We start from the raw sequence: 26,774 nt of genomic DNA, 5'->3' as shown, positions 1-26,774 counted from the left end.
GACAATGGCGAGGGACTTATGAACACCGAAGTACCCGGACGCACCCCAACAGTAGACCCCGTCTGCGGCATGCCGGTCGAGGAAACCTCGGCAGCCCCCCGCACCACCTATGAGGGTCAGCCCTACTTCTTCTGCTCGCCGCATTGCCTCGAACAGTTCGAAGCCGCACCCGGCAAGTACGTCAGAGCTCCCGCAGCCCGCGCGCGCGCGCCATTCACAGCCCACGCGGAGCAACCGATGCAGGCGACCTCCGGCAAGGAACGAGCGGGCCTGGCGAAGGACCCGGTCTGCGGGATGCTGGTCGACAAGGCCACCGCCCTGCACAGCGAGCGCGGCGGGCGGACCTACTACTTCTGCAGCACCAGTTGCCAGCGCATCTTCGAGTCGCCGGAAACCGAACTGAAATCCATGCGCCGGCGGGTGACCATCGCCCTGACCGGCGTGCTGGCGCTGGCCATCCTGCGCGCCGGGGCCTTCATCGGCCTGGCCGCCGGGGCGACGATTCTCACCTGGGCGCCGATTCCCGCCCTGCCCTGGTTCACCTGGGGCATGTGGCTGTTCCTGCTGGTCACCCCGGTGCAGTTCATCGGCGGCTGGAGCTTCTACAAGGGTGCCTTCAACACCCTGCGCAACCGCACGATCAACATGGACCTGCTGATCGCCCTGGGCACCTCGGTGGCCTACTTCTACAGCGTGGCGGTGCTGTTCTTCCCCGAGGTACTGCCGGTGAAGGTGGACGAGCGCGCCGTCTACTTCGAGGTATCCGCGGTCATCATCGCCTTCGTGCTGCTGGGCAGGTACATGGAAGAGATCATCAAGAAGCACTCCTCGGCGGCGGTGCGCAAGCTGCTCGACCTCAAGCCCGCCACCGCCCGAGTGATCCGCGACGGCGTGGAGACGGAAATCCCCGCCGACAGCGTGATGGTCGGCGAAACCGTGGTGGTCCGTCCCGGCGAGCGCATCGCCACCGACGGCCTGGTGACCGAGGGCAGCTCGGCCGTCGACGAGTCCATGCTGACCGGCGAATCCATGCCGGTGGAGAAACAGCCTGGCGCCCGCGTCATCGGCGGCACCCTCAACCGCACCGGCAGCTTCCGCTTCGAGGCCACGCGGATCGGCGCCGAGACGGCGCTGGCGCAGATCATCCGCATGGTCGAGGAAGCCCAGGCCAGCAGCGCGCCGATCCAGCGCATCGCCGACCAGGTGACCCGCTACTTCGTGCCGGCGGTGGTCGGTACCGCCGTGCTGGCCTTCGTCGGCTGGTGGCTGGCCGGCAACTTCCCGCAGGGCCTGCTGGCGTTCATCGCCGTGCTGATCATCGCCTGCCCCTGCGCCCTCGGCATCGCCACCCCGGCGGCGCTGATGGTCGGCGTCGGCCGCGGCGCCCAGGCCGGCATCCTGATCCGCGGCGGCGAGATCCTCGAGAAGGCCGAGAAGCTCGACACCGTGGTCTTCGACAAGACCGGCACCCTGACCCGCGGCGAACCGGCGCTCACCGACGTGCTGCCTCTGGGCGGCTTCGACCGCGGTCAGGCCCTGCGCCTGGCCGCCAGCCTGGAAGTCGACTCCGAACACCCCCTGGCCGAGGCGATACTGCGCGGCGCCCGCGAGGAAGGCATCGAGCCGGCCAGGGTGCAGGGCTTCGACTCGATCCCCGGCCACGGCGTGCGCGGCGAGATCGACGGTCATACCGTGCTGCTCGGCAATCGCCGGCTGATGGAGCGCGAGGGGGTGGCGCTGGGCGACGCCGAGAGCGAACTGGAACGCCTGCAGGCCGACGGCAAGACCGCGATGCTACTGGCCGAGGGCGGCCGGCTGGCGGCCATCGTCGCAGTGGCCGACACCCTCAAGCACGAAGCCCTGGAGGCCATCGTCGCGTTGCGCGCCGAGGGCATCGAGGTGGTGATGCTCACCGGCGACAACGCCCGCACCGCCGAGGCGATCGGCCGCGCGCTGGGCATCGACCGGGTGATCGCCGACGTGCTGCCGGCCGACAAGGCCAAGGCGATCAAGGCGTTGCAGGCCGCGGGCAAGGTCGTGGCGATGGTCGGCGACGGCGTCAACGACGCCCCGGCGCTGGCCACCGCCGACATCGGCATCGCCATCGGCTCCGGCTCGGACGTGGCCAAGGAAACCGGCGGGATCATCCTGGTGCGCAGCGACGTGCGCGACGTGGTGACCGGCATCCGCCTGTCGCGGGCGACCATGCGCACCATCAAGCGCAACCTGTTCTGGGCCTTCGTCTACAACAGTATCGGCGTGCCCATCGCCGCCCTCGGCCTGCTCAACCCGATCCTCGCCGCCGCGGCCATGGCCCTGTCGTCGCTGTCGGTGATCGTCAACTCCGCCCTACTCAAGCGGGCGACCATCGGCAGCGCCTGAGCATCGCAGCGTGCCGGTCAACGAACCTTCGGCAACCCGAGGGAGATCAGCGCCGCCAGCAGCACGAAGAGACTCGACACCCACAGGCAGGCCGTGAGGCCATACGCCTGGAACACCCAGCCCGACAGCAGGGTGCCGAGCAGCCGGCCGAGGGCGTTGGACATGTAGTAGAAGCCCACGTCCAGCGACACGCCGTCCTCCTTCGCATAGCTGACGATCAGGTAGCTGTGCAGCGAGGAGTTGACGGCGAACAGCGCGCCGAACAGCAGGAGGCCGCCGATCAGCACCGCCTGCGCGGAAAGCCCCGTGTCGAGGCCGAGGGCAATCGCCGCCGGCAGCCCGGCCAGCGACAGCGCCCAGCCGAAGGCGGCGCGGCCGTCCGGTACCTGGCCGCGCCGCTTGCCGGTGAAGTACGGGGCGAACGACTGGACGATGCCGTAACCGATCACCCAGACGGCGAGAAAGCCGCCGACCAGCCAGAAGTCCCAGCCGAAGGTGCTCGCCAGATACACCGGCAGCGCCACCACGAACCACACGTCGCGGGCACCGAACAAAAACAAACGCGCGGCGGACAGGATGTTGATCGCCCGGCTCTTCGAGAGCAGGTCGCGGAACTTGGGTTTGCTCTTGGCCTTGCCCAGATCCTTCTTGAGCGTCGCCAGACTGCCCAGCCAGATCAGCGCCAGCACCGCGGCCATGGCCAGCACCGCGCCGGAAAACCCCAAGAGCGCCAGCAGCGCGCCGCCGAGAAAGAAGCCGACGCCCTTGAGGGCGTTCTTCGAGCCGGTCAGGAGCGCGACCCAGTGATACAGCGTGCCCTGCTGGCCGTCCGCCACCAGCAGCTTGATCGAACTCTTGGCGCTCATCTTGTTGAGGTCCTTGGCGATGCCGGACAGCGCCTGCGCCGCCATCACCCAGGGCACCGTGAGCATGGCCGCCGGCACGGTGAGCATCAGCAGCGCCAGCACCTGCAGGCCGAGGCCAAGGTTCATGGTGCGATTGAGGCCCAAGTGCGCGCCGAGCCAGCCGCCGACCAGGTTGGTGACCACGCCGAAGAACTCGTAGAAGAGAAACAGCGCGGCGATCTCCAGCGGGCTGTAGCCGAGGCCGTGGAAATGCAGCACCACCAGCATGCGCAAAGCGCCGTCGGTGAGGGTGAAGGCCCAGTAGTTGCCGGTGACCAAGAGGTACTGACGTACCTCCGGGGACAGGTTGGACAGGGTGTGCATGGGGTTGGGTCCTGGGAAGCAGAGGTTCGGATCGCTTGTGAAAGACGGCGGCTAAACGCCGACCAGAAGAATAAAAAGCAAGCCAAATATAACCCCTATCGGATATTCGAATTTCCTTGCCTGCACTGTGCCTACCCAGCATGTCGCCTCATCCAGCCGGCCGGATCGGTTCCGGCCCTCATCGAGGAATATCCATGCTTCTGCAAGGCCGCGACGAGAAGAGATGTTCAACCCGCAGGATGCCGCCGCACGGCGGCATTGCCGACGGCGACGTGGTGTGTGGAGATCGAACGCTGGACGGGCGAACTGCCGCCGGTGATCGCACGCTGACGCTACCTTGCGGCTGCGGACATCGCCGAACGCACGCCGCTCTCGATGGCGGCATAGAGGGTCACGGCACCGCAGCCCGGTGGATCAGTGCGCAGCCACGCCTTCGCTGGACGCGCCAACCGCGCGGATGGTGCGGACGCGGAAACCGTCGGAGCCATCGATGTCGATGGGCAGCCAGATCCGCCAGGCCTCGTCGGCACCGATCACGCGTGCCTCGATGACACGGCTGCCGACTATCTTGCCCGCCTTGAGGATATCGAGATCGATGGCCACGTTTTCCAGATCGCGTCCCGAGACGTTCACCCCCGTCCCCTGGAGGTAGGTCTTGTGGCCCATGGTGATCAGCTGCATGTTTCGCAACCTAATGTCATCCGCTGCCAGCGCACCGGCCGAGAACACCAGGGCCATCAGTGCCATTTTCACTCTTGACTGCATTGCATCCCCCGAATCGGGCAGCCTGACACTTGGTCATTCGCCCATGAAAAAGTCCCATTTAAGTACCTCTCCATACTGCCCAGATTGAAGTAAAGCCCGGCGTTAATAGCATAAAGCGCTATTTCTGCAGAGAACCGCTGATCTACTCTCTATAAAAGTAATCTCCGGAGCGACCGCCATGCACTTCGACAAGAACGCTCTCGACAGCCTGCTCGAACAAGCCCGGCGACAGGCCGATCAGGCCGTCGCACACAACGATCCGACACTCTACCGCGAAGCCCTCCTGGCCATGTGCCAGGCCGTAGCCCTGCTCGGCGAGGAGGCCGATAGCTGGCGCGAACAGGTAGTCCGGGCGACCGAGGAGTACATTCGCACCGAAGGCGTCTAGGATTCACTCGATTACCCGCCCCTACCGGGTTCAATCCGTAGCAACCGGCTTTTTGCTGCGCCGCCCCGTCGCCGTCTTGCGCGGGGCGGCCTTGCGCTTCTTCTTCCAGGGCGCGGCGCCGCCTCCGGCCGGGATCGCCGGTCCGCCGATGGTCAGGCGCAGGCCCGCGCAACGCTCCACCAGCTTGCTCATCCACGCCGACTGCTTGGCGACGAATTCCTCCAGCGGCATCTCGCCGCTCTGCACCATGTCCAGCGCCTGCTCCCAGATCGCCGTGGTGCCGGGGTCGGCAATCGGCCGCGGCACGGCGTCGATCAGACCGAAGGCCGCCGGGGTGGCCGCCAGGGCCTTGCCTTGCTTGATGAGATAGCCGCGCTCCAGCAGGCCCTGGATGATTCCGGCGCGGGTCGCCTCGGTGCCGATGCCGGTGGTGTCCTTGAGCTTCTGCTTAAGCCGCGGGTCGTCGACCAGTTTGGCGACGTTCTTCATCGCCTTGATCAGGTCGCCCTCGGTGAACGGCTTGGGCGGCTGGGTCCAGAGATCCTTGAGCGTCACCTGCGCGACGGCGCAGTCCTGCCCCTCGCACAGGGCCGGCAGGTCTTGCGGCGGCGGTGCCTCGCGCCCCTTGGCCGGGGTCAGGGCTTCGGGCAGCGCACGGCGCCAGCCCGGCTCGACGATGCGCTTGCCCACCGCGCGCAAGGCGTGGCCGGCGCAGTCGAAGTCGGCCTGAGTGCGGTCGTACTCGTGGTTGGGCAGGAACTGCGCCAGGTAGCGCGCGCGGATCAGGGTGAACACGGCGCGCTGCTTGCCCACCAGGCGGTCGAGATCCTTGGCGGCAGCGGTGGGGATGATGCCGTGGTGGGCGCCGACCTTGGCATCGTTCCAGGCCCGCGAGCGGCGCTGCGGATCGAGGTACGGCAGCAGCCCGGCCAGGGCGGGATCGGCACGCCCCAGCGCCGCCAGGATCGCCGGCGCCTCGCCGTGCTGGCTGAGCGGCAGGTAGCCGCAATCGCTGCGCGGATAGGTGACGACCTTGTGGGTCTCGTAGAGTGCCTGGACGATATCGAGGGTTTCCTGGGCGCCCAGGCCGAGCTTCTTCGAACAGACCTCCTGCAGGGTGCCGAGGTCGAACGGCAGCGGCGGCGCCTCGCGCATCCGCTCGGTTTTCAGCTCGACCAGCCGCGCGCTGGCGGCGCGGCGCATGGCGTCTGCCGCCCGTTGCGCCAATTCTTGTTTGAGGCAGCGCCCCTGCTCGTCGCAGACCTCCTCCGGCGCACGCCAGTGGGCGACGAAGGGCGTACCGTCGGCGCCGAGCAGTTGCACCTCGATGGCCCAGTACGGCACCGGAACGAAGTCGGCGATGCTGCGGTCGCGGTCGACCACCAGGCGCAGGGTCGGCGTCTGCACACGGCCCACCGGTAGCACGCCCTGATAGCCGGACTGCCGCCCGAGCAGGGTGAACAGCCGGCTCATGTTCATGCCGATCAGCCAGTCGGCGCGCGAGCGGCCCAGTGCCGCATGGTAGAGGGTGAAGGTCTCGGCGCCCGGCTTGAGCGCCGCCAGCGCCTTGCGGATCGACGCATCGTCCAGCGCCGACAGCCAGAGCCGCTGGATCGGCCCGCGATAGCGGCAGTGCTCCACCAGTTCGCGGGCGATCATCTCGCCCTCGCGGTCGGCGTCGGTGGCGATGACCAGCTCGCGGGCCTCGCCGAGCAGGCGCTTGACGACCTTGAACTGACTGGCGGTCTTGGGTTTGACCAGCATCTTCCACTGCTCGGGAACGATCGGCAGATCATCCAGCACCCAGCGCTTGTAGCGGGCGTCGTAGGCATCCGGCGGCGCGGTTTCCAGCAGGTGGCCGATACACCAGGTCACCGTCACGTTCGCACCCAGCCAGCAGCCGTCGCCGCGCCGGGTGGCCTGGAGCATCCTGGCAATATCCTTGGCCTGGGAAGGTTTTTCACAGAGGAAGAGTCGCATGGTCCGCCATCGTCGGTTGTCGCGATGGCGTCAAGCATGTGCAGTAATCGGCGTTCAGGCAATCGCTGCCTGTATAAATGCACAGATAAAGATGCCGACCTGGCCCCGACAAGCACCACCTGGCGGCGTTTGTCGTGAACGGCTGCCCTTTTTCGAGCCACATGCCCGCGCCGAGGATCAGGCCGACCTCGCTCGAACGCGGCCGGCACGGCAAAAATCCCCAACACCAGCTTGCCGGACGCCATGGTCTGGAAACCCGCAGCCCGCCGGAATATCCCACATATGAAACATGCCACCTCTTAAAGAAAGGCCGACTGTTTCATATATGGGACAATTGCCCATCGTCGCGGATGCGAGCCTGCCGCGCAGTGAGCCCCGTAGAGCGGACACCCCTTCGCTGGAAGGATACTTGCTTGGGATTTAGCAAGCATCACTGCTCCGGAGGTTATGCACCATGGGTATTCAGTGGGCTTTCTGGTCGACGATTCTTCTGGTGTCGATAGTCGGTATCGCCTGGCAAGGCACATACAAAGGCGATTGAAGCCTTTGCGTCTGGACTTTCCCCTCAACGGGGCGCCGGCACCCCATCGAGCCGATGCCTCTGCCAGGCGCTTGGACCCCCGCGCTGAGCGGTAATGACAGCGGGAAACGTCGGCGTGCTTAGCGGGCCAGTCCCACCAGCCGCGCCAGCTCTGCGGTACGGTTGGCGTAGCCCCACTCGTTGTCGTACCAGGCATAGAGCTTCACCTGGGTGCCGTTGACCACCATGGTCGAGAGCGCGTCGACGATCGACGAACGCGGGTCGGTACGGTAATCGATGGACACCAGCGGCCGCTCCTCGTAGCCGAGGATGCCCGCAAGCGGCCCCTCGGCGGCGGCCTTGAGCAGGGCGTTGACCTCCTCCACCGTGGTTTCGCGCTCCACCTCGAACACGCAGTCGGTCAGCGAGGCGTTGGCCAGCGGCACGCGCACCGCGTGGCCGTTCAGGCGGCCGCGCAGCTCCGGGAAGATCTCGGCAATCGCCGTAGCCGAACCGGTGGTGGTGGGGATCAGGCTCATGCCGCAGGCGCGGGCGCGGCGCAGGTCCTTGTGCGGCGTATCGAGGATGCTCTGGGTGTTGGTCAGGTCGTGGATGGTAGTGATCGCGCCGTGGCGGATGCCGAGGTTCTCGTGAATCACCTTGACCAGCGGCGCCAGGCAGTTGGTGGTGCAAGACGCGGCGGTGACGATGCGGTGCTGCGCCGGATCGAACAGCTGGTCGTTCACCCCCATCACCACGTTGAGCGCGCCCGGCTCCTTGACCGGCGCGCTGACCACCACGCGCCCGACGCCCTGGTCCAGATAGGCCTGCAGCAGGGCGACCTTGGTCATCTTGCCGCTGGCCTCGATCACCACGTCGCAATCCGACCAGTCGGTGTCGGCGATGGCCTTGTTGGCGGTGACCGGAATGCGCTTGCCGTCGATCGTCACGCAGTCGCCGTCGCTGCCGGCCTCGTGCCGCCAGCGGCCGTGCACCGAGTCGAAGTTGAGCAGGTGGGCGTGGGTGGCTGCGTCGGCGGCCGGGTCGTTGATTCTCACGAACTCCAGCTCCGGCCAGCCCCAGGCGGCGCGCAGGGCCAGACGTCCGATGCGGCCGAAGCCATTGATGCCTACCTTGATGGTCATGAAGGTTTCCTCGTTTCAGAAATCAGGAGTTTCGCGGGGCCAGCATGATGATCGCCCTCATGCCGGTGAGGGCGACGCTGCCGCCGAGCAGGTCCCACCAGGTCGGACGTACTCCATCGACCCACCACAGCCAGAACAGGGCAACGCCGATGTATACCCCGCCATAGGCGGCATAGACCCGCCCGGCCGCCGTCGGATGCAGCGACAGCAGCCAGGCGAACAGCGCCAGGGAGATCGCCCCCGGCACCAGCAGCCAGGCGCTCCTGCCCTCCCGGAGCCAGAGATAGGGCAGATAGCAGCCGAGAATCTCGGCAACGGCGGTCACTGCAAACAGGGCAACGGTTTTCAGCATGGGCCTGGCCTGGAGCGTTTCGGCGCCGAAACGCGGATCTTCGATCCTTTCGGCCTGCCGCTGCCGGACGACGCGCAGAAAACCCATCCCAAGGTGCAGAGCAACAGAATGCGCGGACCGAGGTTGGGCAGATCGTCGTGCATGGGCTGTCTCCGTCCGCGACGCGGGTTGCAGGTTCAGGCGCAGATGGTTGCGCGTTCGGGGCGATTGCGCATGCGCTCCAGACGCTGCAACTCGGGGCCGAGCCAGTTCCGGTTGGCGGCCAGGATGGTCTTCAGCATCTCGTGCACCCAGTCCGGCAGATGGGGATGCAGGCGGTAATACACCCACTGCCCCTGGCGGCGGTCTTCCAGCACGCCACAGGCGCGCAGCTGGGCGAGGTGGCGGGAAATCTTCGGCTGGCTTTGCTCCAGCGCCGCGGTCAGCTCGCAGACGCACAGCTCACCCTCGCGGGCGATCAGCAGGGTCATCCGCGCCCGGGTCTCTTCGGCCAGACACTTGAAGACCATGGTGGGAGTCAGGTGCTCGACCATGGCAATCCCCAGACGTTGCTTTTCATGAATTTGGAAACCAAAACATATGGCTTGCCGCATATTAAGTGAAAGGAGCACACTTGACGAGTCCGAGCTGCATGGACTTTCAAGGAGTCGATGATTTGAAGCTCCGGGCTATCGGGGCCAAAGCCCCCCCGACAGCCCGAACTCATCTGGATGTCAACATATTCGAAAAGACAGATGAAAGACTGATGACCATCGACGTGAACCGGCCGGAAAAGGAGATCTCCCCCATGTCCAGCCCCTGCGAAGTGGCGGCCAGGCAGGCCGCCGGCGCCCCGCTCGGCTTCTTCGAGCGCTACCTGACCCTCTGGGTGTTCCTCTGCATCGTCGCCGGCACCCTGCTCGGCCTCTATGCACCGGCCGTGGCCCAGGGGGTCGGCGCGCTGGAGATCGCCCAGGTCAACCTCCCGGTCGGCGTGCTGATCTGGGTGATGATCGTCCCCATGCTGATGAAGATCGACTTCGGCGCCCTGCACGAGCTCTACCAGCAGAAGGCCGGGATGGGCATCACTCTGTTCGTCAACTGGGCGGTCAAGCCGTTCTCCATGGCGCTGCTCGGCTGGCTGTTCATCGAACAGGTGTTCGCGCCCTGGCTGCCGGCCGGCGAGATCGACAGCTACATGGCCGGGCTGATCCTGCTCGGCGCCGCGCCCTGCACGGCGATGGTGTTCGTGTGGAGCAACCTGTGCGGCGGCAACGCCAACTTCACCCTGACCCAGGTGGCGCTCAACGACCTGGTGATGATCTTCGCCTTCGCGCCCATCGTCGCCCTGCTGCTCGGCGTGTCGTCGATCCCGGTGCCCTGGGACACCCTGCTGCTGTCGGTGGCGATGTACATCGTCGTCCCGCTGGCCATCGCCCAGTTCATCCGTGCCCGGCTGCTCAGGCGCGGTGCGGCGGCCTTCCAGACGGCGCTGGCGAAGATCGGCCCGTTCTCCATCGTCGCCCTGCTCGCCACCCTGGTGCTGCTGTTCTCCTTCCAGGGCGAGGCGATCGTCGAACAGCCGCTGATCATCCTGATGCTGGCCGTACCGATCCTGCTGCAGACCCTGTTCATCGCCGGACTCGGCTACTGGCTCAATCGCCGTTTCCGGGTACGCCACGACATCGCCGGGCCTTCGACGATGATCGGCGCCTCGAACTTCTTCGAACTGGCGGTGGCGGTAGCCATCGTTCTCTATGGTTTCGATTCCGGCGCCGCGCTGGCCACCGTGGTCGGCGTGCTGATCGAGGTGCCGGTGATGCTCTGGCTGGTACGCACGGTGAACCGCAGCCGCGCCTGGTACGAGCGCGGCCTGTCGCACAACTGAGGAGGCAACACCCATGGAATTTCTCGAGCAGCCACCGCGCTTTCTGTTCTTCACCGGCAAGGGCGGCGTCGGCAAGACCTCGATCGCCTGCGCCACCGCCATCCGCCTCGCCGAGAGCGGCAAGCGGGTGCTGCTGGTCAGCACCGACCCGGCGTCCAACGTCGGTCAGGTGTTCGGCATCGCCATCGGCAACCACATCACCGCCGTGCCGGCGGTAGCCAACCTGACGGCGCTGGAGATCGACCCGCAGGGCGCCGCCGAGGCCTATCGCGAGCGCATCGTCGGCCCGGCCCGCGGCGTGCTGGCCGAGGACGTGGTCCGCGGCATGGAGGAGCAGCTGTCCGGCGCCTGCACCACCGAGATCGCCGCCTTCGACGAGTTCACCGCACTGCTGGTCGACTCGGCGCTGACTGCCGACTACGAGCACATCGTCTTCGATACCGCCCCCACCGGCCACACCATCCGCCTGCTGCAACTGCCCGGCGCCTGGAGCGGCTTTCTCGAAGCCGGCAAGGGCGACGCCTCCTGCCTCGGCCCGCTGGCCGGGTTGGACAAACAACGCAGCCAGTATCGCGAAGCGGTGGAAGCCCTCGCAGACCCGCAACGCACCCGCCTGGTGCTGGTCGCCCGCGCCCAGCAGGCGACCCTGCGCGAGGTGGCACGCACCCACGAGGAACTGGCTGCCATCGGCCTGCGCCAGCAGTACCTGGTGATCAACGGCGTGTTGCCACCCACCGAGGCCGCGCAGGACACCCTGGCCGCCGCCGTCTGCGCCCGCGAGCAGGCGGCGCTGGCGGCCATGCCTGCAGCACTCGGCGCCCTGCCCTGCGACCGGATCGCCCTCAAGCCGTTCAACCTGGTCGGCGTCGAGGCGCTGCGCCAGTTGCTCGACGGCGCCGGCAGCGCCCCCCTCGAAGCGGTAGCCGCCGCGCCCACGCTGCCGGCCCCGAGCCTCGCCGAACTGGTCGACGAGATCGCCGCCGCCGGCCATGGCCTGGTGATGCTGATGGGCAAGGGCGGCGTGGGCAAGACCACCCTGGCCGCCGCCGTGGCGGTGGAGCTGGCCCACCGCGGCCTGCCAGTGCACCTCACCACCTCGGACCCCGCCGGCCATCTGGGCGAAACCCTGAACGGCTCGCTGGACAACCTCAGCGTCAGCCGCATCGATCCCCAGGCCGCGACCGAGCAGTACCGCCAGCACGTGATGGCGACCAAGGGCGCCAAGCTGGATGAGGCCGGCCGCGCGCTGCTGGCCGAGGACCTGCGCTCGCCCTGCACCGAGGAGATCGCGGTGTTCCAGGCCTTCTCGCGGGTCATCCGCGAGGCCGGCCGCAAGTTCGTGGTCATGGACACCGCACCGACCGGCCACACCCTGCTGCTGCTCGACGCCACCGGCGCCTACCACCGCGAGATCGAGCGGCAGATGGGCGCCAGCGGGATGCGCTTCACCACGCCGATGATGCAACTGCAGGACCCGCAGCAGACCAAGGTGCTGCTGGTGACCCTGGCGGAAACCACCCCGGTACTGGAGGCCGCCAACCTGCAGGCCGACCTGCGCCGCGCCGGCATCGAACCCTGGGCCTGGGTGATCAACAACAGCGTCGCCGCCGCACACACCGACTCGCCCCTGCTGCGCCAGCGGGCCTGGAGCGAGTTGCGCGAAATCGAGGCGGTGGCCAGCCGACATGCCCGCCGCCATGCGGTGGTGCCGCTGCTCGCCGAGGAGCCGGTCGGCGTGCAGCGCCTGCTGGCACTGAGCAGGCCGGGCGGCCGGTGACGCATCCGCGGCCGTTCGAAACCCCTTGGCCGCCAGGCTTCTGGCTGCCAATGGTCTACCGTTGTGGCAGGCCCACTCCATTGGCAAGACGGAACAAGCGGATGATCCATTCCAAGCAAGGCTATCGGTTCGATTGGCGGCTGGCCACGCTCCTGGTCGTGTCGTGGCTCCTGGCGGGCTGCGGCATCAACGACATTCCCACCTACGACGAGCAGGTCAAGGCGACCTGGGGGCAGGTGGAAAATCAGTACCAGCGGCGTGCCGACCTGATTCCCAATCTGGTGGAAACGGTCAGGGGCTACGCCCAGCAGGAACGGGAAACCCTGACCGCGGTGATCGAGGCCCGGGCCAAGGCCACCTCCATCCAGGTGGATGCCCGCACGCTGGACGATCCGCAGAAGCTGCAGCAATTCCAGCAGGCACAGGATCAGCTGAGCGGCGCGCTGAGCCGCTTGATGGTGGTCTCCGAGCGCTATCCCGAGCTGAAGTCCAACCAGAACTTCCTCACCCTGCAGTCCCAGCTGGAAGGCACCGAAAATCGCATCGCGGTGGCGCGTCGCGACTTCATTGCCGCCGTGGCGCGTTACAACACCGAGATTCGCACCTTCCCCGGGCGCATCTGGCACAGCGTGCTCTACAGCGACATGCCGGTCCGCGAGAGCTTCGAGGCCACGACCCAGGGCGCGGAACAGGCGCCGCAAGTGAAGTTCCGATGAGCGCGGCACACAGGCTCCTTCAGGGCCTGCTGCTCTGCGCCTGCGCCCTCCTCGTCCAGGCGCAGGAGGTCAGTTTCCCGACCTTGAGCGGACGGGTGGTCGATCATGCCGACTTGCTCGATGCGTCCACCGAGGCCCGCCTGACCCAGATGCTGGCGGCCCATGAGCAGGCGACCGGCGATCAGCTGGTGGTGGTCACCGTTCCGGACCTGCAAGGGCGCAGCATCGAGGAGTTCGGCGTCGAACTGGGCCGCCGCTGGGGCATCGGCCAGAAGGGCAAGGACAACGGCGCCTTGCTGATCGTCGCGCGCGACGAACGGCAGGTCCGCATCGAGGTCGGCTATGGCCTGGAAGAGCGCCTGACCGACGCCCAGTCCTCGCTCATCATCCACAACATCATCGCTCCCGCCTTCAAGCAAGGCGACTTTGCCCGCGGCGTCACCGAAGGGGCGGCGGCGATGATCCGGGTACTGGGCGGCGAGCCCTTGCCGGGCGAACAAGGATCGGGCGCCGCGGATCGGGATGCGGACGGGCCGTCGCCGGGCGCGCTACTCCTGCTGCTGATGGTCATCCTGCTGCTGATCCGCAGCGGGCATGGCCGCGGTGCATTCATAGCCGGTGCGCTGCTGGGCGGCCTGCGTCGCGGAGGCGGTGGTGGGGGTGGTTTTAGCGGGCGGGGCGGCGGCTTCGGCGGCGGTGGAGCCTCAGGTGGCTGGTAAGGACACGGACAACCCATGAAATTGCTGACCGAAAGCGAACAGCGGCAGGTCGCCGCGGCGATCGAGCGGATCGAGCGCGATACCGATGCCGAACTGGTGACGGTACTGGCGGCGCGGGCCGACGACTACACCTATATCTCCCTGCTCTGGGCCGGGCTGGTCGCCCTGCTGCTGCCCGGCCCGGTCAACCTCGTCGGTGGCTGGCTGAGCGCGGGGCACCTGCTGCTGGCGCAGTGGGCGACCTTCATCCTCTGCAGCCTGCTGTTCCGTCTTCCCGCCATCACCACCCGACTGGTCCCCCGGGCGGTACGCCACTGGCGCGCCAGCAACCTGGCCCGGCGGCAGTTCATCGAACTCAACCTGCATCGCACCGAGGCGGAGAGCGGCATGCTGATCTTCGTCTCGGAGGCCGAGCGCTATGTGGAAATTCTGGTCGACCGGGGAATTTCCAGTCGCCTGGACGACTCCACCTGGCAGGCCATCGTCGAAACCTTCACCGCCCAGGTGAAACGCGGCGAGACGTTGCAGGGCTTCCTCACCTGCATCGAGGCCTGCGGCGCGCTGCTCAAGGAGCACCTGCCCGCCACCCATGAACGCAACGAGCTGCCCGACCGTCTGGTGATTCTGTCCTGAGAGCCCGCCCTTTCAAGGCTCCTGAGCGCCGACGGCTATTCTTCAAGCCTTGCGCACGCCGTCTACCGCAGCGACATCATGTCGGCCGGGGTCCCGGGCCAGTCGCTCAAGTTCAACGTGCGCAACTACGCTTACGGCGGTGCCGTGCAACGGGGGGCGTCCCTTCCGTCTCCGTGACCGGCCACCAACGCCCCTCGGCGACAGCTTCGCGCCGGTGTCTCCGGGACTCGCGCCCTTGCCCTGAGCACGACGGGCATGGCGACCTCCAGAGGCAGTTCTTCAACTCACTCGGCAGGCAGGAGAACCATCCATGAGCAAGATCGACGTAGTGCTGTGCAACCCCGTACGTACCGCGATTGGCACCTATGATGGCGCGCTCAAGAATGTGCCGGCACCGGATCTGGGAGCGGCGGCGATTCGCGAGAGTCTGGCACGCTCGGGTCTGGCGGCCGACAAGGTGCAGTCGCTGATCATGGGCAACGTGATTCAGGCCGGCGTGAAAATGAATCCGGCCCGCCAGGCCGGTATCGCAGCGGGGCTGCCGCTGGAAGTTCCTGCCCTGGCAGTCAACCGCGTCTGCGGCTCCGGTGCTCAGGCTATCGCCAGTGCTGCGCTTGAAGTCTGGTCAGGCATGACCGAGTGTGCCATTGCCGGCGGCATGGAGAACATGGACCGTGCCCCCTACCTGCTGCCACAGGGTCGCTGGGGTGCGCGGATGGGAGATGTCACCATGCACGACAGCATGCTCTTCGATGGGCTGAACGATGCCTTCAGCGGGCAGCATTCCGGCTGGCATACCGAAGACCTGGTCAGCCAGTGCGGTATCTCGCGTGACGATCAGGATCGCTGGGCACTTCGTTCCCAGCAGCGCTTTGCACAAGCTCAGGCGGCGGGGTTGTTCGAGGCCGAAATCGCCACCGTGGAGGTGCCTGGCCGCAAGGGGCCGAGCCTGTTTGCCAAGGATGAGCACAACCGCCCGGAAACCACGGCCGAATCCCTGGCCCGGCTCAAACCGGCGTTTCGCAAGGACGGCACCATCACGGCGGGCAATGCGCCGGGGCTCAATAGCGGTGCGGCGGCCATGCTGGTGGCCGAGCGCAACTGGGCGGAGCGCAACGGTCTGGCCCCGATGGCCCGACTGGTCAGTTATGGTGTGGGCGCGGTCGAGCCAGGCTTGTTCGGCCTCGGGCCGGTGCCTGCGGTACGGCAGGCGCTGACCCGGGCCGGCTGGTCGGTGGCCGATGTGGAGCGGGTCGAGATCAATGAAGCCTTCGCGGCGATTGCACTGGCCTGTCTTCGCGAGATCGGCTTCAGCGAGGCGATCGTCAACGTCGAGGGCGGCGCAATCGCGCATGGACACCCGATTGGTGCGAGCGGTGCGGTGCTGACGACCCGCCTGCTGCACGCCATGCAGCGTGGCGGTGAAAAGCGCGGCATCGTGACGCTGTGCATTGGCGGAGGACAGGGCATCGCGCTCGCGCTGGAAATATTGTGATCCGGATGGGTTAAGGCGCATCGTCCTCGCGGATTGCGGCGTAGTCGAAGCCGTAGACGTCGCTGAACCACACCGGGCCGCCTTCGGCCATGCCGCCATAGGTGATGCGCAGGGCCAGCAGGTGGGCACCGTAGCCCATCTCGGCCAGCCGGCGGGGAAACAGGTCGCGGTAGAAGCTGCTGGCCTCCTCGTAGTCCTCGCCGCCGCGCGATGCCTCGTCGGGGAAGCGCGCATCCAGTTCGGCATCGAAGCGGGCGAAACGCTCGGTGAAGTCGGCAGAGGCATAGACGAACTCGTCCTCATCGCCGCCAAAAACGAAGGCCAGGTGCTCGCAGGGAGTTTCCAGATACTCGTCGTCCCGCTCGACGAACTGCTGCTGGCCGCAGATCGGGCAATGCACCTTGGGCGGCTGCACGCCGAACGGCTGCTCGATGGCGACGTAACCGACCTGACCGGCAACCGGGAAAGCGTTGTCCTGCATGAAATCCTCGCTGAATCGAGCCGAAACGAAACGGGGCCGGCCGGCGGCCGCCCCGTGGGCGATGCAAGTTTAAGGGCTGGAGCCGGGCTGCGGGCGGAAAAAGTCCCTCCTTGCGCAGCACCGCCGCTCAGTGCCCGCCCAGATAGGCGCTGCGCACCTCCGGGTTGCCGAGCAGTTCCTCCCCGGTACCGGACAGGCGGATCTGCCCGTTGACCATCACGTAGCCGCGGTCGGAGAGCTTGAGCGCGTGGTTGGCGTTCTGCTCGACGAGGAAGATAGTCATGCCGCCGGCCGCCAGGTCGCGGAGGATCTGGAAGATCTGCTTGACCACGATGGGCGCCAGGCCCAAGGAGGGTTCGTCGAGCAGCAGCAGGCGCGGCCGGCTCATCAGCGCGCGGGCGATGGCGAGCATCTGCTGCTCGCCGCCGGAGAGCGTCATGGCGCGCTGGTTGCGCCGCTCCTCGAGACGCGGAAACAGCGCGAACATCCGCCGCAGGTCCTCGTCGGCGTGCGCCGTGCCGATGGGGATGGTGCCCATCAGCAGGTTCTCCTCCACGCTCATGTCGGGGAACACCCGGCGTCCTTCCGGCGACTGGGCCACGCCGCCGGAGGCGACATGGTGGGCCGACTTGCGGGTGATGTCCTCGCCGCGGTAGAGGATCTGCCCGGCGCTCGGGCGCGGCTGGCCGAAGATCGACATCAAGAGGCTCGACTTGCCCGCGCCGTTGGCGCCGATCAGGCTGACCGTCTCGCCCTCCTCGACGTGCAGGCTGACCTGGCGCAGCGCCTGGATCGGCCCGTAGTGCAGGTCGACGTTGCGAAATTCCAGCAGCGGCACGCTCATGCCAGCTCCTCCTCGTCGGCGCCCAGGTAGGCGGCGATCACCTTGGGGTCGTGGCGGATCGCCGCGGGCGGACCTTCGGCGATCAGTTCGCCGTGGTCGAGCACCAGGATGTGGTCGGAAATGCCCATCACCAGGCCCATGTCGTGCTCGATCAGCAGCACGGTGACCTCGTGCGCGTCGCGCAGGGTGCGGATGATCCGACTGAGCGCGGCGGTTTCGGCCGGGTTGAGGCCGGCGGCCGGCTCGTCCAGGCAGAGGAGCTGCGGCCGGGTGCACATGGCCCGGGCGATCTCCAGGCGGCGCTGCTGGCCGTAGGACAGCTCGCCGGCCAGGCGGTTGGCGCAGTCGGCCAGATCGACCGCCTCCAGCCAGTAGAAGGCGTGCTCCAGCGCCTGCTCCTCGGCTCGCCGGAAGCCCCGGGTGTTGAGGATGCCGGCCAGCAGGTTGCGCTCGACCCACAGGTGCTGGGCCACCAGCAGGTTCTCCAGCACCGACATCTCGCGAAACAGCCGGATGTTCTGGAAGGTCCGCGCCAGCCCGGCACGGTTGACCAGGTGGGTGCCGCCGAACAGCTTGTAGCGCAGGCGGCTGGCGAAGCGCCGCGGGTTGACGAAGTCGCCCGCCCGGAACGGCCCGCCGAGCACCTGCAGCACGTCGGTGCTGCGGCCGCGGGCATTCAGGCGGATGCTGCCGCCGCTGGCGCGGTAGAAGCCGGTCAGGCAGTTGAACACTGTGGTCTTGCCGGCGCCGTTGGGGCCGATCAGCGCGGTGATCGAGTGGCGCTTGACGCCCAGGCTGACGTCGTGGAGCGCGCGGATGCCGCCGAACTGCATGGACAGGTGCTCGACGCTGAGAATCTCGTCGTCCTTCATGGCGCCACCCCCGGACGCTGCGCGAAACCGCGGCGGCTGATGCGGATCAGTCCGCGCGGCCGCCAGATCATCATCAGTACCATCAGCATGCCGAACAGCAACACCCGGTAGTCGGCGAAACTGCGCAGCAGCTCCGGCGCCACCGTCAGCACGAAGGCGGCGAGCACTACACCCAGGGTCGAGCCCATGCCGCCGAGCACCACGATGGCGAGGATCAGCGCCGATTCGAAGAAGGTGAACGAGGTCGGGTTGACGAAGCCCTGGTAGCTGGCGAAGAACACCCCCGCCAGCCCGGCGGTGGAGGCGCCGAGCATGAACGCCGAGAGCTTGACCAGCACGTGGTTGAGGCCCATGGCGCGACAGGCGATCTCGTCCTCGCGCAGCGCCTCCCAGGCCCGGCCGATCGGCATGCGGATCAGCCGGCCCTTGACGTAGAGCACCAGCAGCACGGTGAGCAACAGCACCGCGTAGATGAACAGGAACTTGAGGTTGGGGTCGTAGGCGATGCCGAAGAACTCGTGGAACGGCACCCCGCCGTCCTTGGCCCGGCGGCCGAACTCCAGGCCGAGGAAGGTCGGCGCCGGCACCGACATGCCATTCGGCCCGCCGGTGAGGGACAGCCAGTTGTTCAGCACCAGGCGGATGATCTCGCCGAAGCCCAGGGTGACGATGGCGAGATAGTCGCCATGCATGCGCAGCACCGGGAAGCCGAGCAGCGCCCCGGCCAGCGCCGCGGTGAGCGCGGCCAGCGGCAGCACGCTCCAGAAGCCGAGGCCGAGGTATTCGTAGCCGAGCGCCAGACCGTAGGCGCCGATCGCGTAGAAGGCCACGTAGCCCAGGTCGAGCAGCCCGGCGAGGCCGACCACGATGTTCAGGCCGAGACCGAGCAGCACGTAGATCAGCCCGAGGATGACCACGGTGAGCAGGTATTTGTTGGCGAAGAATGGCAAGACCACTGCCGCCAGCAGCACCAGCGGGACGATCCAGCGCAACCGCGAGCGATAGTCCGGCGCCAGCACCTGCACGCCCGCGCCGCCGCCGTCGAGACGCTGCAGCCAGCCGCGGCCGATGACGCTGTGCAGGAACAGACTGAGGAGGAAACGGCCGAGCATCACCGTGCCGACGATCCAGGCGACGCGCGCGGGCTGCAGGTTGAAGCCGTAGCCGTCGAGCACCACGCCGACGATGGGGCCGAACACCACCAGGGCGATCAGCCCGGCGAGCACGCTATCCAGCAGGGGCTGGCGGATATCCAGGGAAGAACGCTCGGGCATGTTCATACCTTCGTCACCTGGGGCCGTCCCAGGAGTCCTTGCGGTCGGAAGATCAGGATCAGCACCAGCAGCGAGAAGCTGAACACGTCCTTGTAGTCGGTGTTGACCATTCCGGAGAACTGCGCCTCGGCGACCCCGAGGATCAGGCCGCCGAGCATGGCGCCGGGCAGCGAGCCGATGCCGCCGAGCACCGCGGCGGTGAATGCCTTGATGCCGATGACGAAGCCGGCGTAGAAGTCGAAGGTGCCGTAGTTCAGGGTGATCAGCAGGCCGGCCAGCGCGGCCATGGCGGCGCCGATGACGAACACCCAGGAGATCACCCGGTCGGTATCGATGCCGAGGATCTGCGCCATCTTGCGGTCCTGCTGGGTGGCCCGGCACATCCGCCCGAGCCGGGTGCAGTGGATCACCCAGGTCAGCGCGGCCATGCCGGCGAAGGCGGCGACCAGGATGAACACCTTGGTGTAGCTGATCTGCAAAAAGCCCTCGCCGACGTGGAAGCGGAAGGCGCCGTCGAGCAGGGTCGGTATGCCCTGCTGGCGCGCCCCCTGGCTGAGCTGCACGTAGTTCTGCAGGATCAGCGAGATGCCGATGGCGCTGATCAGCGGCGCCAGGCGGGTGGAGTTGCGCAGCGGCCGGTAGGCGATGCGCTCGATCGTCCAACCGTACAGGCCGGTGACGCAGACCGTGAACAGCAGCGTGCCGAAGATCAGCAGCGGAAAGGATTCCAGGCCGAAGAACGTCAGCAGCGACAGACCGATGGCCGAGAGGTAGGCGCTGATCATGTACACCTCGCCGTGGGCGAAGTTGATCATGCCGATGATCCCGTAAACCATGGTATAGCCGATGGCGATCAGGCCGTAGACCGACCCGAGGGTCAGCCCGTTGATCAGTTGTTGCAGGAAGATGCCGTCCATGCGTAAGTCTCGTCTATGGGCGGTTCATGAAGAATGCGGCTGCGCAGCGTCGTAGGGTGGAAAACCCGCGCAGCGGTTTTCCACCGGACCGCACCGCCAGCAGGTGGAAAAGACCTGCGGTCGTTTTCCACCCTACTCGGCCTGGGCGGCTTGTCACCTCTGGTGATACTTGCCCTGGTCGTCCCACTCGTAGATCACGTAGTCGCTGACTTTCAGGTCGCCCTTGGCATCCCACTCCTTGGTGCCCATCACGGTCGCGACCGGATGGCTCTTCAGCCACTGGCTGGCCTTCTCCGAGTCGGTCTTGCCGACCGCATTGAAGGCCGCGGCCAGGGCCTGCAGGGAAGCATAGGCGTACAGGGTGTAGCCCTCCGGCTCGTAGCCGCTGGCGCGCAGCTTCCCGACCAGGGCTTGTCCCTCGGGGATCTTGCGCGGGTCGGCGCCGAAGGTCATGAAGGTGCCCTTGACGTACTTCGGACCACCGGCGGTGGTGACCAGCTCGTCGGTGACGATGCCGTCGCCGGAGACGAAGCTGGCGGTCAGGCCCTGCTCGCGCATCTGCCGCAGCAGCGGGCCGGCCTCGGTGTGCAGGCCGCCGAAATAGACCACATCGACGTTGGCGCCGCGCAGCTTGGTGACCAGCGCGTTGAAGTCCTTCTCGCCGCGGGTCAGGCCCTCGTAGAGCACCTCGGTCACGCCACGCTGGCGCAGACGGGCCTTGGCCGCATCGGCGATGCCCTGGCCATAGGTGTCCTTGTCGTGGATGACCGCCACCCGCTTGCCCTTCAGGGTATCGACGATGAAGTCGGCGGCGACCTGGCCCTGCTGGTCGTCGCGGCCGCACATGCGGAACATGGCGCTCAGGCCGCGCTCGGTGATCTGCGGGTTGGTCGAGCCGGGGGTGATGGTGAGGATGCCCGCCTCGTCATAGACCTCGGAGGCCGGGATGGTCGAAGAGGAACAGAAGTGGCCGATCACCGCGGCGACCTTTTCCTGGTCGACCAGACGGTTGGCCACGGCCACGGCCTGCTTCGGCTCGCAGGCATCGTCGCCCTTGACCAGCTTGATCGGTTCACCGTTGATGCCGCCGGCCGCATTGATGTCGGCGGCGGCCTGGCTGGCCCCGCGCCAGTATTGCTCGCCGAAGGCGGCATTGGGGCCGGTGTGCGGGCCGGCCACGCCGATCAGCACGTCGGCCTGGGCCACGGAGGACAGGCCCAGCGCGGCGGACACCGCGAAAGCCAGCATGCCTTTTCTCACCATCGTCATGAAGTGAAGCTCCTTGTTGTTGGAGGTATGGGGAGTGACGTTTCGTTTCCAGCGAGACCTGTCGTCTCCTGCATCCGGGTCCCGACGGTTGTCCTGCGGGGATATCCGGACAGTGGGTGCGCGAGAATGCCCGGCCACACTACACGGTCAATCAGACCGGCGCGTGGAAAGTCACACTGGCATAAGGGGTATACGATTCGCGGGCCGAGTTTAAACAATGACTTACGTGTCGTCGACGGCGCGCCGTCGGAGCTGCGAAGACACGTCACAGGTTGCGCCGGCCATGCTCCCGGCCCCAAGCCAGCATAGCCTCCAGCAGCGCGCGCAGCACGTCGCGGGTCGGCCCGGCGAGATCCTCGCGATAGCGGAAGGGCTCGTCCTCCTCCATGTAGCGACACTGGACCAACTCCAGCTGTACGGCGTGGACGCCCTCCCCCGGCCGCCCGTAACGACGGGTGATGTAGCCGCCGGTGAAGCGCCCGTCGAGCACCCGGCTGTAGCCCTCGGCCGCCGCGCACACCGCCATCAGCCGCTCGGCCAGCTCCGGCGCGCAGCTCGCCCCGGAGTGAGTGCCCAGGTTGAGGTCCGGCAGGCGCCCCTCGAACAGCCAGGGTACTTCGGCGCGGATCGAGTGGGCGTCGAACAGCAGCGCGTAGCCGAATTCCGCCTTCAAGCGCGCCAGCTCCTGCGCCAGGGTGGCGTGATAGGGCTTCCAGACCCGCTCCAGATAGCCGGCCCGCTGCGCGGCGCCCGGCTCCTGCCCCGGCAGGAACAGCGGCGTGCCGTCGAGAAAGGTCGCGGGAAACAGTCCGGTGCCCGGCACGGTGTACAGCAGGCTGTCGTCGGGCGGCCGGTTGAGGTCCACCACGTAGCGCGAATAGCGTCCTACCAGCAAGCTCGCGCCCAGCCCGGCGGCGAAGTCGTAGAGCCGCGGCAGGTAGCGGTCGGTGTCCGGCAAGGAACGGGCGCGCGGTATCAAGGCGGCCTCGACCTCGGGCGTCAGGCGGGTGCCGGCGTGGGGAATGCTGATCAGCAGCGGTACCCGCCCGCGGCTGAACGCCAGAACCTCATCCATGGGTGACCTCCAGTCCGTGGAAAACGATCTGCCTGGGCAGCTCGCCGCCCAGCCAATAGGCCAGTTCGGCCGGGCGGTGGATGTCCCAGGCGACAAAATCGGCGTACTTGCCGACCTCCAGGCTGCCGTGGCTGTCCTGCAGCCCCAAGGCGCGGGCCGCGTGCAGGGTGACGCCGGCCAGCGCCTCCTCCGGCGTCAGGCCGAAGGACGTGCAGGCCATGGCCAGCATCAGGCGCAGAGACAGCACCGGCGCAGTGCCGGGGTTGAGGTCGCTGGCCACGGCGATGGGCACGCCGTGCCGGCGCAGTGCCCCGACCGGCGGCAACTGGCGCTCGCGCAGCAGGTAGAAGGCCGCCGGCAGCAGTACCGCCACCGTGTCCGCTTCCGCCAGGGCGGCGATGTCGGCCTCGTCGGCGTATTCCAGGTGATCGGCGGAGAGCGCCCGGTAACGCGCTGCGAGCCGCGTACCGCCCTGCGCGGAGAGCTGCTCGGCGTGCAGCTTGACCGGCAGCCTAAGCGCGCTGGCGCAGCGAAACAGCCGCTCGACCTGCTCCGGCGAGAAGGCCAGGTGCTCGCAGTAGGCGTCCACCGCATCCACCAGCCCCTCCTCGGCCAGCGCCGGCAGCATCTCCTCGCAGACACGAGCGATGTAGTCGTCGGCCCGCCCGGCGTATTCCGCCGGCACCGCATGGGCGGCCAGGCAGGTGGTGCGCACCGTCAGCGGCAGGCGCTCGGCGAGCCGACGGGCGACCCGCAGCAGCTTGCGCTCGCTGGCCAGGTCGAGGCCGTAGCCGGACTTCACCTCCAGGCAGGTCACCCCGTCGCGCAGCAACTGCCGGGCGCGGCGCAGGGCGCCTTCCAGCAGGGCCTCCTCGCTGGCCGCGCGGGTCGCGCGCACCGTGCTGGCGATGCCACCGCCGTGCGCGGCGATCTCCGCGTAGCTGGCGCCTTCCAGGCGCAGCTCGAACTCGGCAGTGCGCTCGCCGGCGAACACCAGGTGGGTGTGACAGTCGATCAGCCCCGGCGTGACCCAGGCACCGCCGAGGTCGACGGCCTCGGCAGCGCCGGGCGGCAAGGCCTCGCGCCGGCCGATCCAGGCGATCCGCTCGCCGCGCACGAGGATCGCGGCGTCCTCGATCACCGAATAATGCCCGCCCCTCATGGTGGCGGCATGACAGTGGTACCAGCAGCGGGTATAGGTCATGGTCGGACGGCTCCCCTCGATCGCCACCGCCGCTCCCGCAGGAGCCAGCGTGCTGGCGATCCATGACAGCGAAAAAGCATCGCCAGCACGCTGGCTCCTGCCGAGGCGCATCATCCGGCGTCCACCATCGGCAACTTCAACCCCTGCTCACGGGCGCAGGCGATGGCTTCGGGGTAGCCGGCGTCGGCGTGGCGCATCACCCCGCTGGCCGGATCGTTGTGCAGCACCCGGGCGATCCGCGCCGCCGCTTCGTCGCTACCGTCGCAGACGATCGCCATGCCGGCATGCTGCGAGTAGCCCATGCCCACCCCACCGCCGTGGTGCAGGGACACCCAGGTGGCGCCGCTCGCTGTGTTGAGCAGGGCGTTGAGCAGCGGCCAGTCGGACACCGCGTCCGAGCCGTCGCGCATGGCCTCGGTCTCGCGATTGGGGCTGGCCACCGAGCCGGAGTCGAGGTGGTCGCGGCCGATGACCACCGGCGCCTTGAGTTCGCCGCTTCGGACCATTTCGTTGAAGGCTAGGCCGAGCCGGGCGCGCTGGCCGAGCCCGACCCAGCAGATCCGCGCCGGCAGCCCCTGGAAGCGGATGCGCTCGCGGGCCATGTCCAACCAGCGGTGCAGGTGCGGATCGTCGGGGATCAACTCCTTGACCCGGGCGTCGGTGCGGTAAATGTCCTCGGCCTCCCCGGACAGGGCCACCCAGCGGAACGGCCCGACGCCGCGGCAGAACAGCGGGCGGATGTAGGCCGGGACGAAGCCGGGAAAGGCGAAGGCATTCTCCACCCCCTCGTCCCGGGCCATCTGGCGGATGTTGTTGCCGTAGTCGAACACCGGCACGCCCTGCCCGTGGAAGGCCAGCATGGCACGCACATGCTCGGCCATCGACTGCTTGGCCGCCTTGACGGTCACGGCCGGCTCGCGGGCGGCGCGCTCGCGGTACTCGACCCAGGTCCAACCCTTGGGCAGGTAGCCGTTGAGCGGGTCGTGCGCGCTGGTCTGGTCGGTGAGCAGGTCCGGTCGCACGCCGCGGCGCACCAGTTCCGGGAGGATGTCCGCAGCATTGGCGCAGAGGCCGACCGACACCGCCCGGCCCTCGCCGCAGTAGCGGACGATACGCGCCAGGGCGTCGTCCAGATCGCGCGCCTGTTCGTCCAGGTAGCCGGTCTTCAGGCGGAAATCGATCCGGCTCTGCTGGCACTCGACCAGCAGCGCGCTGGCCCCGGCCAAAGTCGCCGCCAGCGGCTGCGCGCCGCCCATGCCGCCGAGCCCGGCGCTGAGCAGCCAGCGCCCGCGCAGGTCGCCGGCATAGTGCTGGCGGCCGGCCTCGACGAAGGTTTCGTAGGTGCCCTGGACGATGCCCTGGCTGCCGATGTAGATCCAGCTGCCGGCGGTCATCTGCCCGTACATCGCCAGGCCCTTGGCATCCAGCTCGTGGAAATGCTCCCAGGTGGCCCAGTGCGGCACCAGGTTGGAATTGGCGAGCAGCACCCGCGGCGCATCGCGGTGGGTGCGGAACACCCCCACCGGCTTGCCCGATTGGATCAGCAGGGTCTCGTCGTCCTCCAGAGCTTTCAGGTACTCGACGATCTTGTCGAAACATTCCCAGTTGCGCGCCGCCCGGCCAATGCCACCGTAAACCACCAGCTCCCTGGGGTTCTCCGCCACCTCCGGATCGAGGTTGTTCATCAACAGGCGCAGCGGCGCCTCGCAGAGCCAGCTTCGGGCGTTCAGCGCCGTGCCGCGCGGGGCGCGGATCTCGACATCGCGGTACGGGTGGAAGGACTCGCTCATGGGGCGTCCTCGCGCGGCGGCCTGCTACCAAGCATAGCCGCCGCGGCCGGACTCAACCGAAGCGGCCCAGGCAGCGAAGAGGCGCGCGCCGCTCACCAGTTCGACCACGACCTTGGAATGGCTGAGCGAGAAGCGGGCGAGCACCGGCGGCAGGACGTAGGTGCCGAACCAGTCGGCCGAGGAGATCCGCAGCATTCCGTCGAGCGGGTCGCCTTCGCCGGCCAGGATGGGGCTCCCCATGTGAGTTTTGCTTTCCTGAAAAAGCGCACCTACTTTGACCGTAGCACTGCCCTGTCAGCTGCATTCAATCCGGCTACGCACCTGACTTGCGAGCCTCGGAATGGTCGGCTGGACAAGCGCAGATATGGTCAAGTTCGGTTCATTCCAAAGGTTCGATCATGCGCTTTATATGGATAGTAGCCTGCCTCACGACAATCCTTCTCGGGGGCCAGGTAATCGCGACTGACCGAGAGCAAAAAGCGGAAGCGGCAGTAGACAAGGCGGAGATACTGGAACAGAAGGCAGCGACCAAGGGAAACGAGGCACCTGCACCTCCGACCAAGGCCATCACGAAACCTGAAGCGCAGGCGGTCGATCCGGCAGGCGAAGCGCCCCTGGACGATGCAATCACCTGTCTTGCGCGCAGCATCTACTGGGAGGCCAAAGGCGAGGCGTCTTCCAACATGGAGGCCGTCGCCAACGTTGCCATGAACCGGCTAGGCCACGAAGGGTTTCCAGACACGCTGTGCGAGGTTGTCAAGCAAGGCTCCGAGCAGGGGACCTGTCAGTTTTCGTGGTGGTGTGATGGGCGTTCGGATCAGGTGAAGGAGGACGACCAATATGCGATTGCCAAGGAAATAGCGCGAAAAGCGCTCAACCGACAATTAACAGACCGAACCAACGGCGCTTTGTATTTCCACGGTAAGAATGTGACCCCCGATTGGGCCAAGGAATACATCAAGACAGCCGAGACCGGCAAATTTCTCTTCTATAAGCCTTCCGACGGTAAGGCACGATAGGTCGGTGCGCTCATCAGTGGCAGCTGAATGGTTGATCCCATCTTCAACAACATTGGGGCAA

25 protein-coding genes and 1 pseudogene are annotated in these 26,774 nt (G+C 67.2%); 10 read left to right on the top strand and 16 right to left on the bottom strand.

The features are described 5' to 3' along the window. Positions 1-18: 18 nt before the first annotated feature. On the top strand, positions 19-2,382 hold the full coding sequence (locus BMY22_RS07345; RefSeq protein ID WP_090620796.1) for a heavy metal translocating P-type ATPase: 2,364 nt from the start codon (positions 19-21) through the stop codon (positions 2,380-2,382). Between the two features lie 17 nt (positions 2,383-2,399). On the opposite strand, the gene arsJ is transcribed toward BMY22_RS07345, so the two are convergent. Further along, a complete protein-coding gene (gene arsJ / locus BMY22_RS07340; protein ID WP_090620794.1) occupies positions 2,400-3,611 on the bottom strand; it encodes an organoarsenical effux MFS transporter ArsJ in 1,212 nt (403 codons plus the stop codon). Between the two features lie 414 nt (positions 3,612-4,025). After that, the gene (locus BMY22_RS07335; RefSeq protein WP_090620792.1) at positions 4,026-4,358 is read right to left on the bottom strand and encodes an FxLYD domain-containing protein; all 333 of its coding nucleotides are present in this window, start codon (positions 4,356-4,358) and stop codon (positions 4,026-4,028) included. A gap of 196 nt (positions 4,359-4,554) precedes the next feature. On the opposite strand from BMY22_RS07335, the gene BMY22_RS07330 reads away from it, so the two are divergent. Beyond that, the gene (locus BMY22_RS07330; RefSeq protein ID WP_090620790.1) at positions 4,555-4,764 is read left to right on the top strand and encodes a hypothetical protein; all 210 of its coding nucleotides are present in this window, start codon (positions 4,555-4,557) and stop codon (positions 4,762-4,764) included. A 30-nt stretch (positions 4,765-4,794) separates the two neighbouring features. Here the strand turns inward: BMY22_RS07330 and BMY22_RS07325 are convergent, their stop codons facing one another. The 3 genes from BMY22_RS07325 to BMY22_RS07315 form a co-directional block, all read right to left on the bottom strand. Further along, positions 4,795-6,744 carry a DNA topoisomerase III gene (locus tag BMY22_RS07325; protein WP_090620789.1) on the bottom strand — a complete coding sequence of 650 codons (1,950 nt, stop codon included), beginning with the start codon at positions 6,742-6,744 and terminating at the stop codon, positions 4,795-4,797. 660 nt (positions 6,745-7,404) lie between these two features. Continuing rightward, entirely contained in the window at positions 7,405-8,409 is a 1,005-nt protein-coding gene (locus BMY22_RS07320) for an ArsJ-associated glyceraldehyde-3-phosphate dehydrogenase (protein ID WP_090620787.1), read from the bottom strand. Between the two features lie 22 nt (positions 8,410-8,431). After that, on the bottom strand, positions 8,432-8,761 hold the full coding sequence (locus BMY22_RS07315) for a YnfA family protein (RefSeq protein ID WP_090620900.1): 330 nt from the start codon (positions 8,759-8,761) through the stop codon (positions 8,432-8,434). 9 nt (positions 8,762-8,770) lie between these two features. Between BMY22_RS07315 and BMY22_RS23705 the strand changes: the two are divergent. After that, positions 8,771-8,869, top strand: a pseudogene (locus tag BMY22_RS23705) (arsenical resistance protein ArsH); the annotation flags it as partial. A 68-nt stretch (positions 8,870-8,937) separates the two neighbouring features. On the opposite strand, the gene BMY22_RS07310 reads toward BMY22_RS23705, so the two are convergent. Continuing rightward, positions 8,938-9,294, bottom strand: coding sequence for a metalloregulator ArsR/SmtB family transcription factor (locus BMY22_RS07310; RefSeq protein ID WP_090620785.1), 357 nt, complete (start codon positions 9,292-9,294; stop codon positions 8,938-8,940). 254 nt (positions 9,295-9,548) lie between these two features. On the opposite strand from BMY22_RS07310, the gene arsB reads away from it, so the two are divergent. The 6 genes from arsB to BMY22_RS07280 all read left to right on the top strand — a co-directional run bounded on the left by arsB (position 9,549) and on the right by BMY22_RS07280 (position 15,968). Then, positions 9,549-10,628 carry an ACR3 family arsenite efflux transporter gene (gene arsB, locus BMY22_RS07305; protein ID WP_090620898.1) on the top strand — a complete coding sequence of 360 codons (1,080 nt, stop codon included), beginning with the start codon at positions 9,549-9,551 and terminating at the stop codon, positions 10,626-10,628. 13 nt (positions 10,629-10,641) lie between these two features. Then, entirely contained in the window at positions 10,642-12,405 is a 1,764-nt protein-coding gene (gene arsA / locus BMY22_RS07300) for an arsenical pump-driving ATPase (RefSeq protein ID WP_090620783.1), read from the top strand. A 101-nt stretch (positions 12,406-12,506) separates the two neighbouring features. Beyond that, positions 12,507-13,121: a LemA family protein gene (locus BMY22_RS07295; protein WP_090620781.1), complete on the top strand. Its 615-nt coding sequence runs from the start codon at positions 12,507-12,509 to the stop codon at positions 13,119-13,121. Further along, positions 13,118-13,840: a TPM domain-containing protein gene (locus BMY22_RS07290; RefSeq protein ID WP_090620780.1), complete on the top strand. Its 723-nt coding sequence runs from the start codon at positions 13,118-13,120 to the stop codon at positions 13,838-13,840. The genes BMY22_RS07295 and BMY22_RS07290 overlap by 4 nt, the downstream gene beginning before the upstream one ends. A 15-nt stretch (positions 13,841-13,855) precedes the next feature. Continuing rightward, on the top strand, positions 13,856-14,473 hold the full coding sequence (locus BMY22_RS07285; protein ID WP_090620778.1) for a TPM domain-containing protein: 618 nt from the start codon (positions 13,856-13,858) through the stop codon (positions 14,471-14,473). Positions 14,474-14,783: 310 nt separating this feature from the next. After that, on the top strand, positions 14,784-15,968 hold the full coding sequence (locus BMY22_RS07280; RefSeq protein WP_090620776.1) for a thiolase family protein: 1,185 nt from the start codon (positions 14,784-14,786) through the stop codon (positions 15,966-15,968). 10 nt (positions 15,969-15,978) lie between these two features. On the opposite strand, the gene BMY22_RS07275 is transcribed toward BMY22_RS07280, so the two are convergent. From BMY22_RS07275 to BMY22_RS07230, 10 genes are all read right to left on the bottom strand, one after another. Further along, positions 15,979-16,449, bottom strand: a complete 471-nt coding sequence (locus BMY22_RS07275; RefSeq protein ID WP_090620775.1) for a hypothetical protein — start codon at positions 16,447-16,449, stop codon at positions 15,979-15,981. 127 nt (positions 16,450-16,576) lie between these two features. Continuing rightward, complete coding sequence (locus tag BMY22_RS07270; RefSeq protein WP_090620773.1) at positions 16,577-17,293, bottom strand: ABC transporter ATP-binding protein; 717 nt, start codon at positions 17,291-17,293, stop codon at positions 16,577-16,579. Continuing rightward, a complete protein-coding gene (locus BMY22_RS07265; protein ID WP_090620771.1) occupies positions 17,290-18,165 on the bottom strand; it encodes an ABC transporter ATP-binding protein in 876 nt (291 codons plus the stop codon). Before BMY22_RS07265 ends, BMY22_RS07270 begins: the two co-directional genes overlap by 4 nt. Then, a complete protein-coding gene (livM, locus tag BMY22_RS07260; RefSeq protein ID WP_090620769.1) occupies positions 18,162-19,439 on the bottom strand; it encodes a high-affinity branched-chain amino acid ABC transporter permease LivM in 1,278 nt (425 codons plus the stop codon). The genes BMY22_RS07265 and livM overlap by 4 nt, the downstream gene beginning before the upstream one ends. A gap of 2 nt (positions 19,440-19,441) precedes the next feature. Beyond that, a complete protein-coding gene (locus tag BMY22_RS07255) occupies positions 19,442-20,356 on the bottom strand; it encodes an ABC transporter permease subunit (RefSeq protein ID WP_090620767.1) in 915 nt (304 codons plus the stop codon). Between the two features lie 153 nt (positions 20,357-20,509). Then, positions 20,510-21,625, bottom strand: a complete 1,116-nt coding sequence (locus BMY22_RS07250; protein ID WP_090620765.1) for a branched-chain amino acid ABC transporter substrate-binding protein — start codon at positions 21,623-21,625, stop codon at positions 20,510-20,512. 265 nt (positions 21,626-21,890) lie between these two features. Beyond that, complete coding sequence (gene hutG, locus BMY22_RS07245) at positions 21,891-22,700, bottom strand: N-formylglutamate deformylase (RefSeq protein ID WP_090620763.1); 810 nt, start codon at positions 22,698-22,700, stop codon at positions 21,891-21,893. Beyond that, positions 22,693-23,904, bottom strand: coding sequence for an imidazolonepropionase (gene hutI / locus BMY22_RS07240; protein WP_090620896.1), 1,212 nt, complete (start codon positions 23,902-23,904; stop codon positions 22,693-22,695). Before hutI ends, hutG begins: the two co-directional genes overlap by 8 nt. Before the next feature lie 110 nt (positions 23,905-24,014). After that, complete coding sequence (hutU, locus tag BMY22_RS07235) at positions 24,015-25,694, bottom strand: urocanate hydratase (protein ID WP_090620762.1); 1,680 nt, start codon at positions 25,692-25,694, stop codon at positions 24,015-24,017. A 24-nt stretch (positions 25,695-25,718) separates the two neighbouring features. Then, positions 25,719-25,934: a hypothetical protein gene (locus BMY22_RS07230; RefSeq protein WP_090620760.1), complete on the bottom strand. Its 216-nt coding sequence runs from the start codon at positions 25,932-25,934 to the stop codon at positions 25,719-25,721. A gap of 158 nt (positions 25,935-26,092) precedes the next feature. On the opposite strand from BMY22_RS07230, the gene BMY22_RS07225 reads away from it, so the two are divergent. Further along, on the top strand, positions 26,093-26,713 hold the full coding sequence (locus BMY22_RS07225) for a cell wall hydrolase (protein ID WP_090620759.1): 621 nt from the start codon (positions 26,093-26,095) through the stop codon (positions 26,711-26,713). Positions 26,714-26,774: the final 61 nt, after the last annotated feature.

It is taken from the genome of Azotobacter beijerinckii, assembly GCF_900110885.1.
GTDB lineage: Bacteria > Pseudomonadota > Gammaproteobacteria > Pseudomonadales > Pseudomonadaceae > Azotobacter > Azotobacter beijerinckii.
This window is presented reverse-complemented; position numbering and strand designations above follow the sequence as displayed.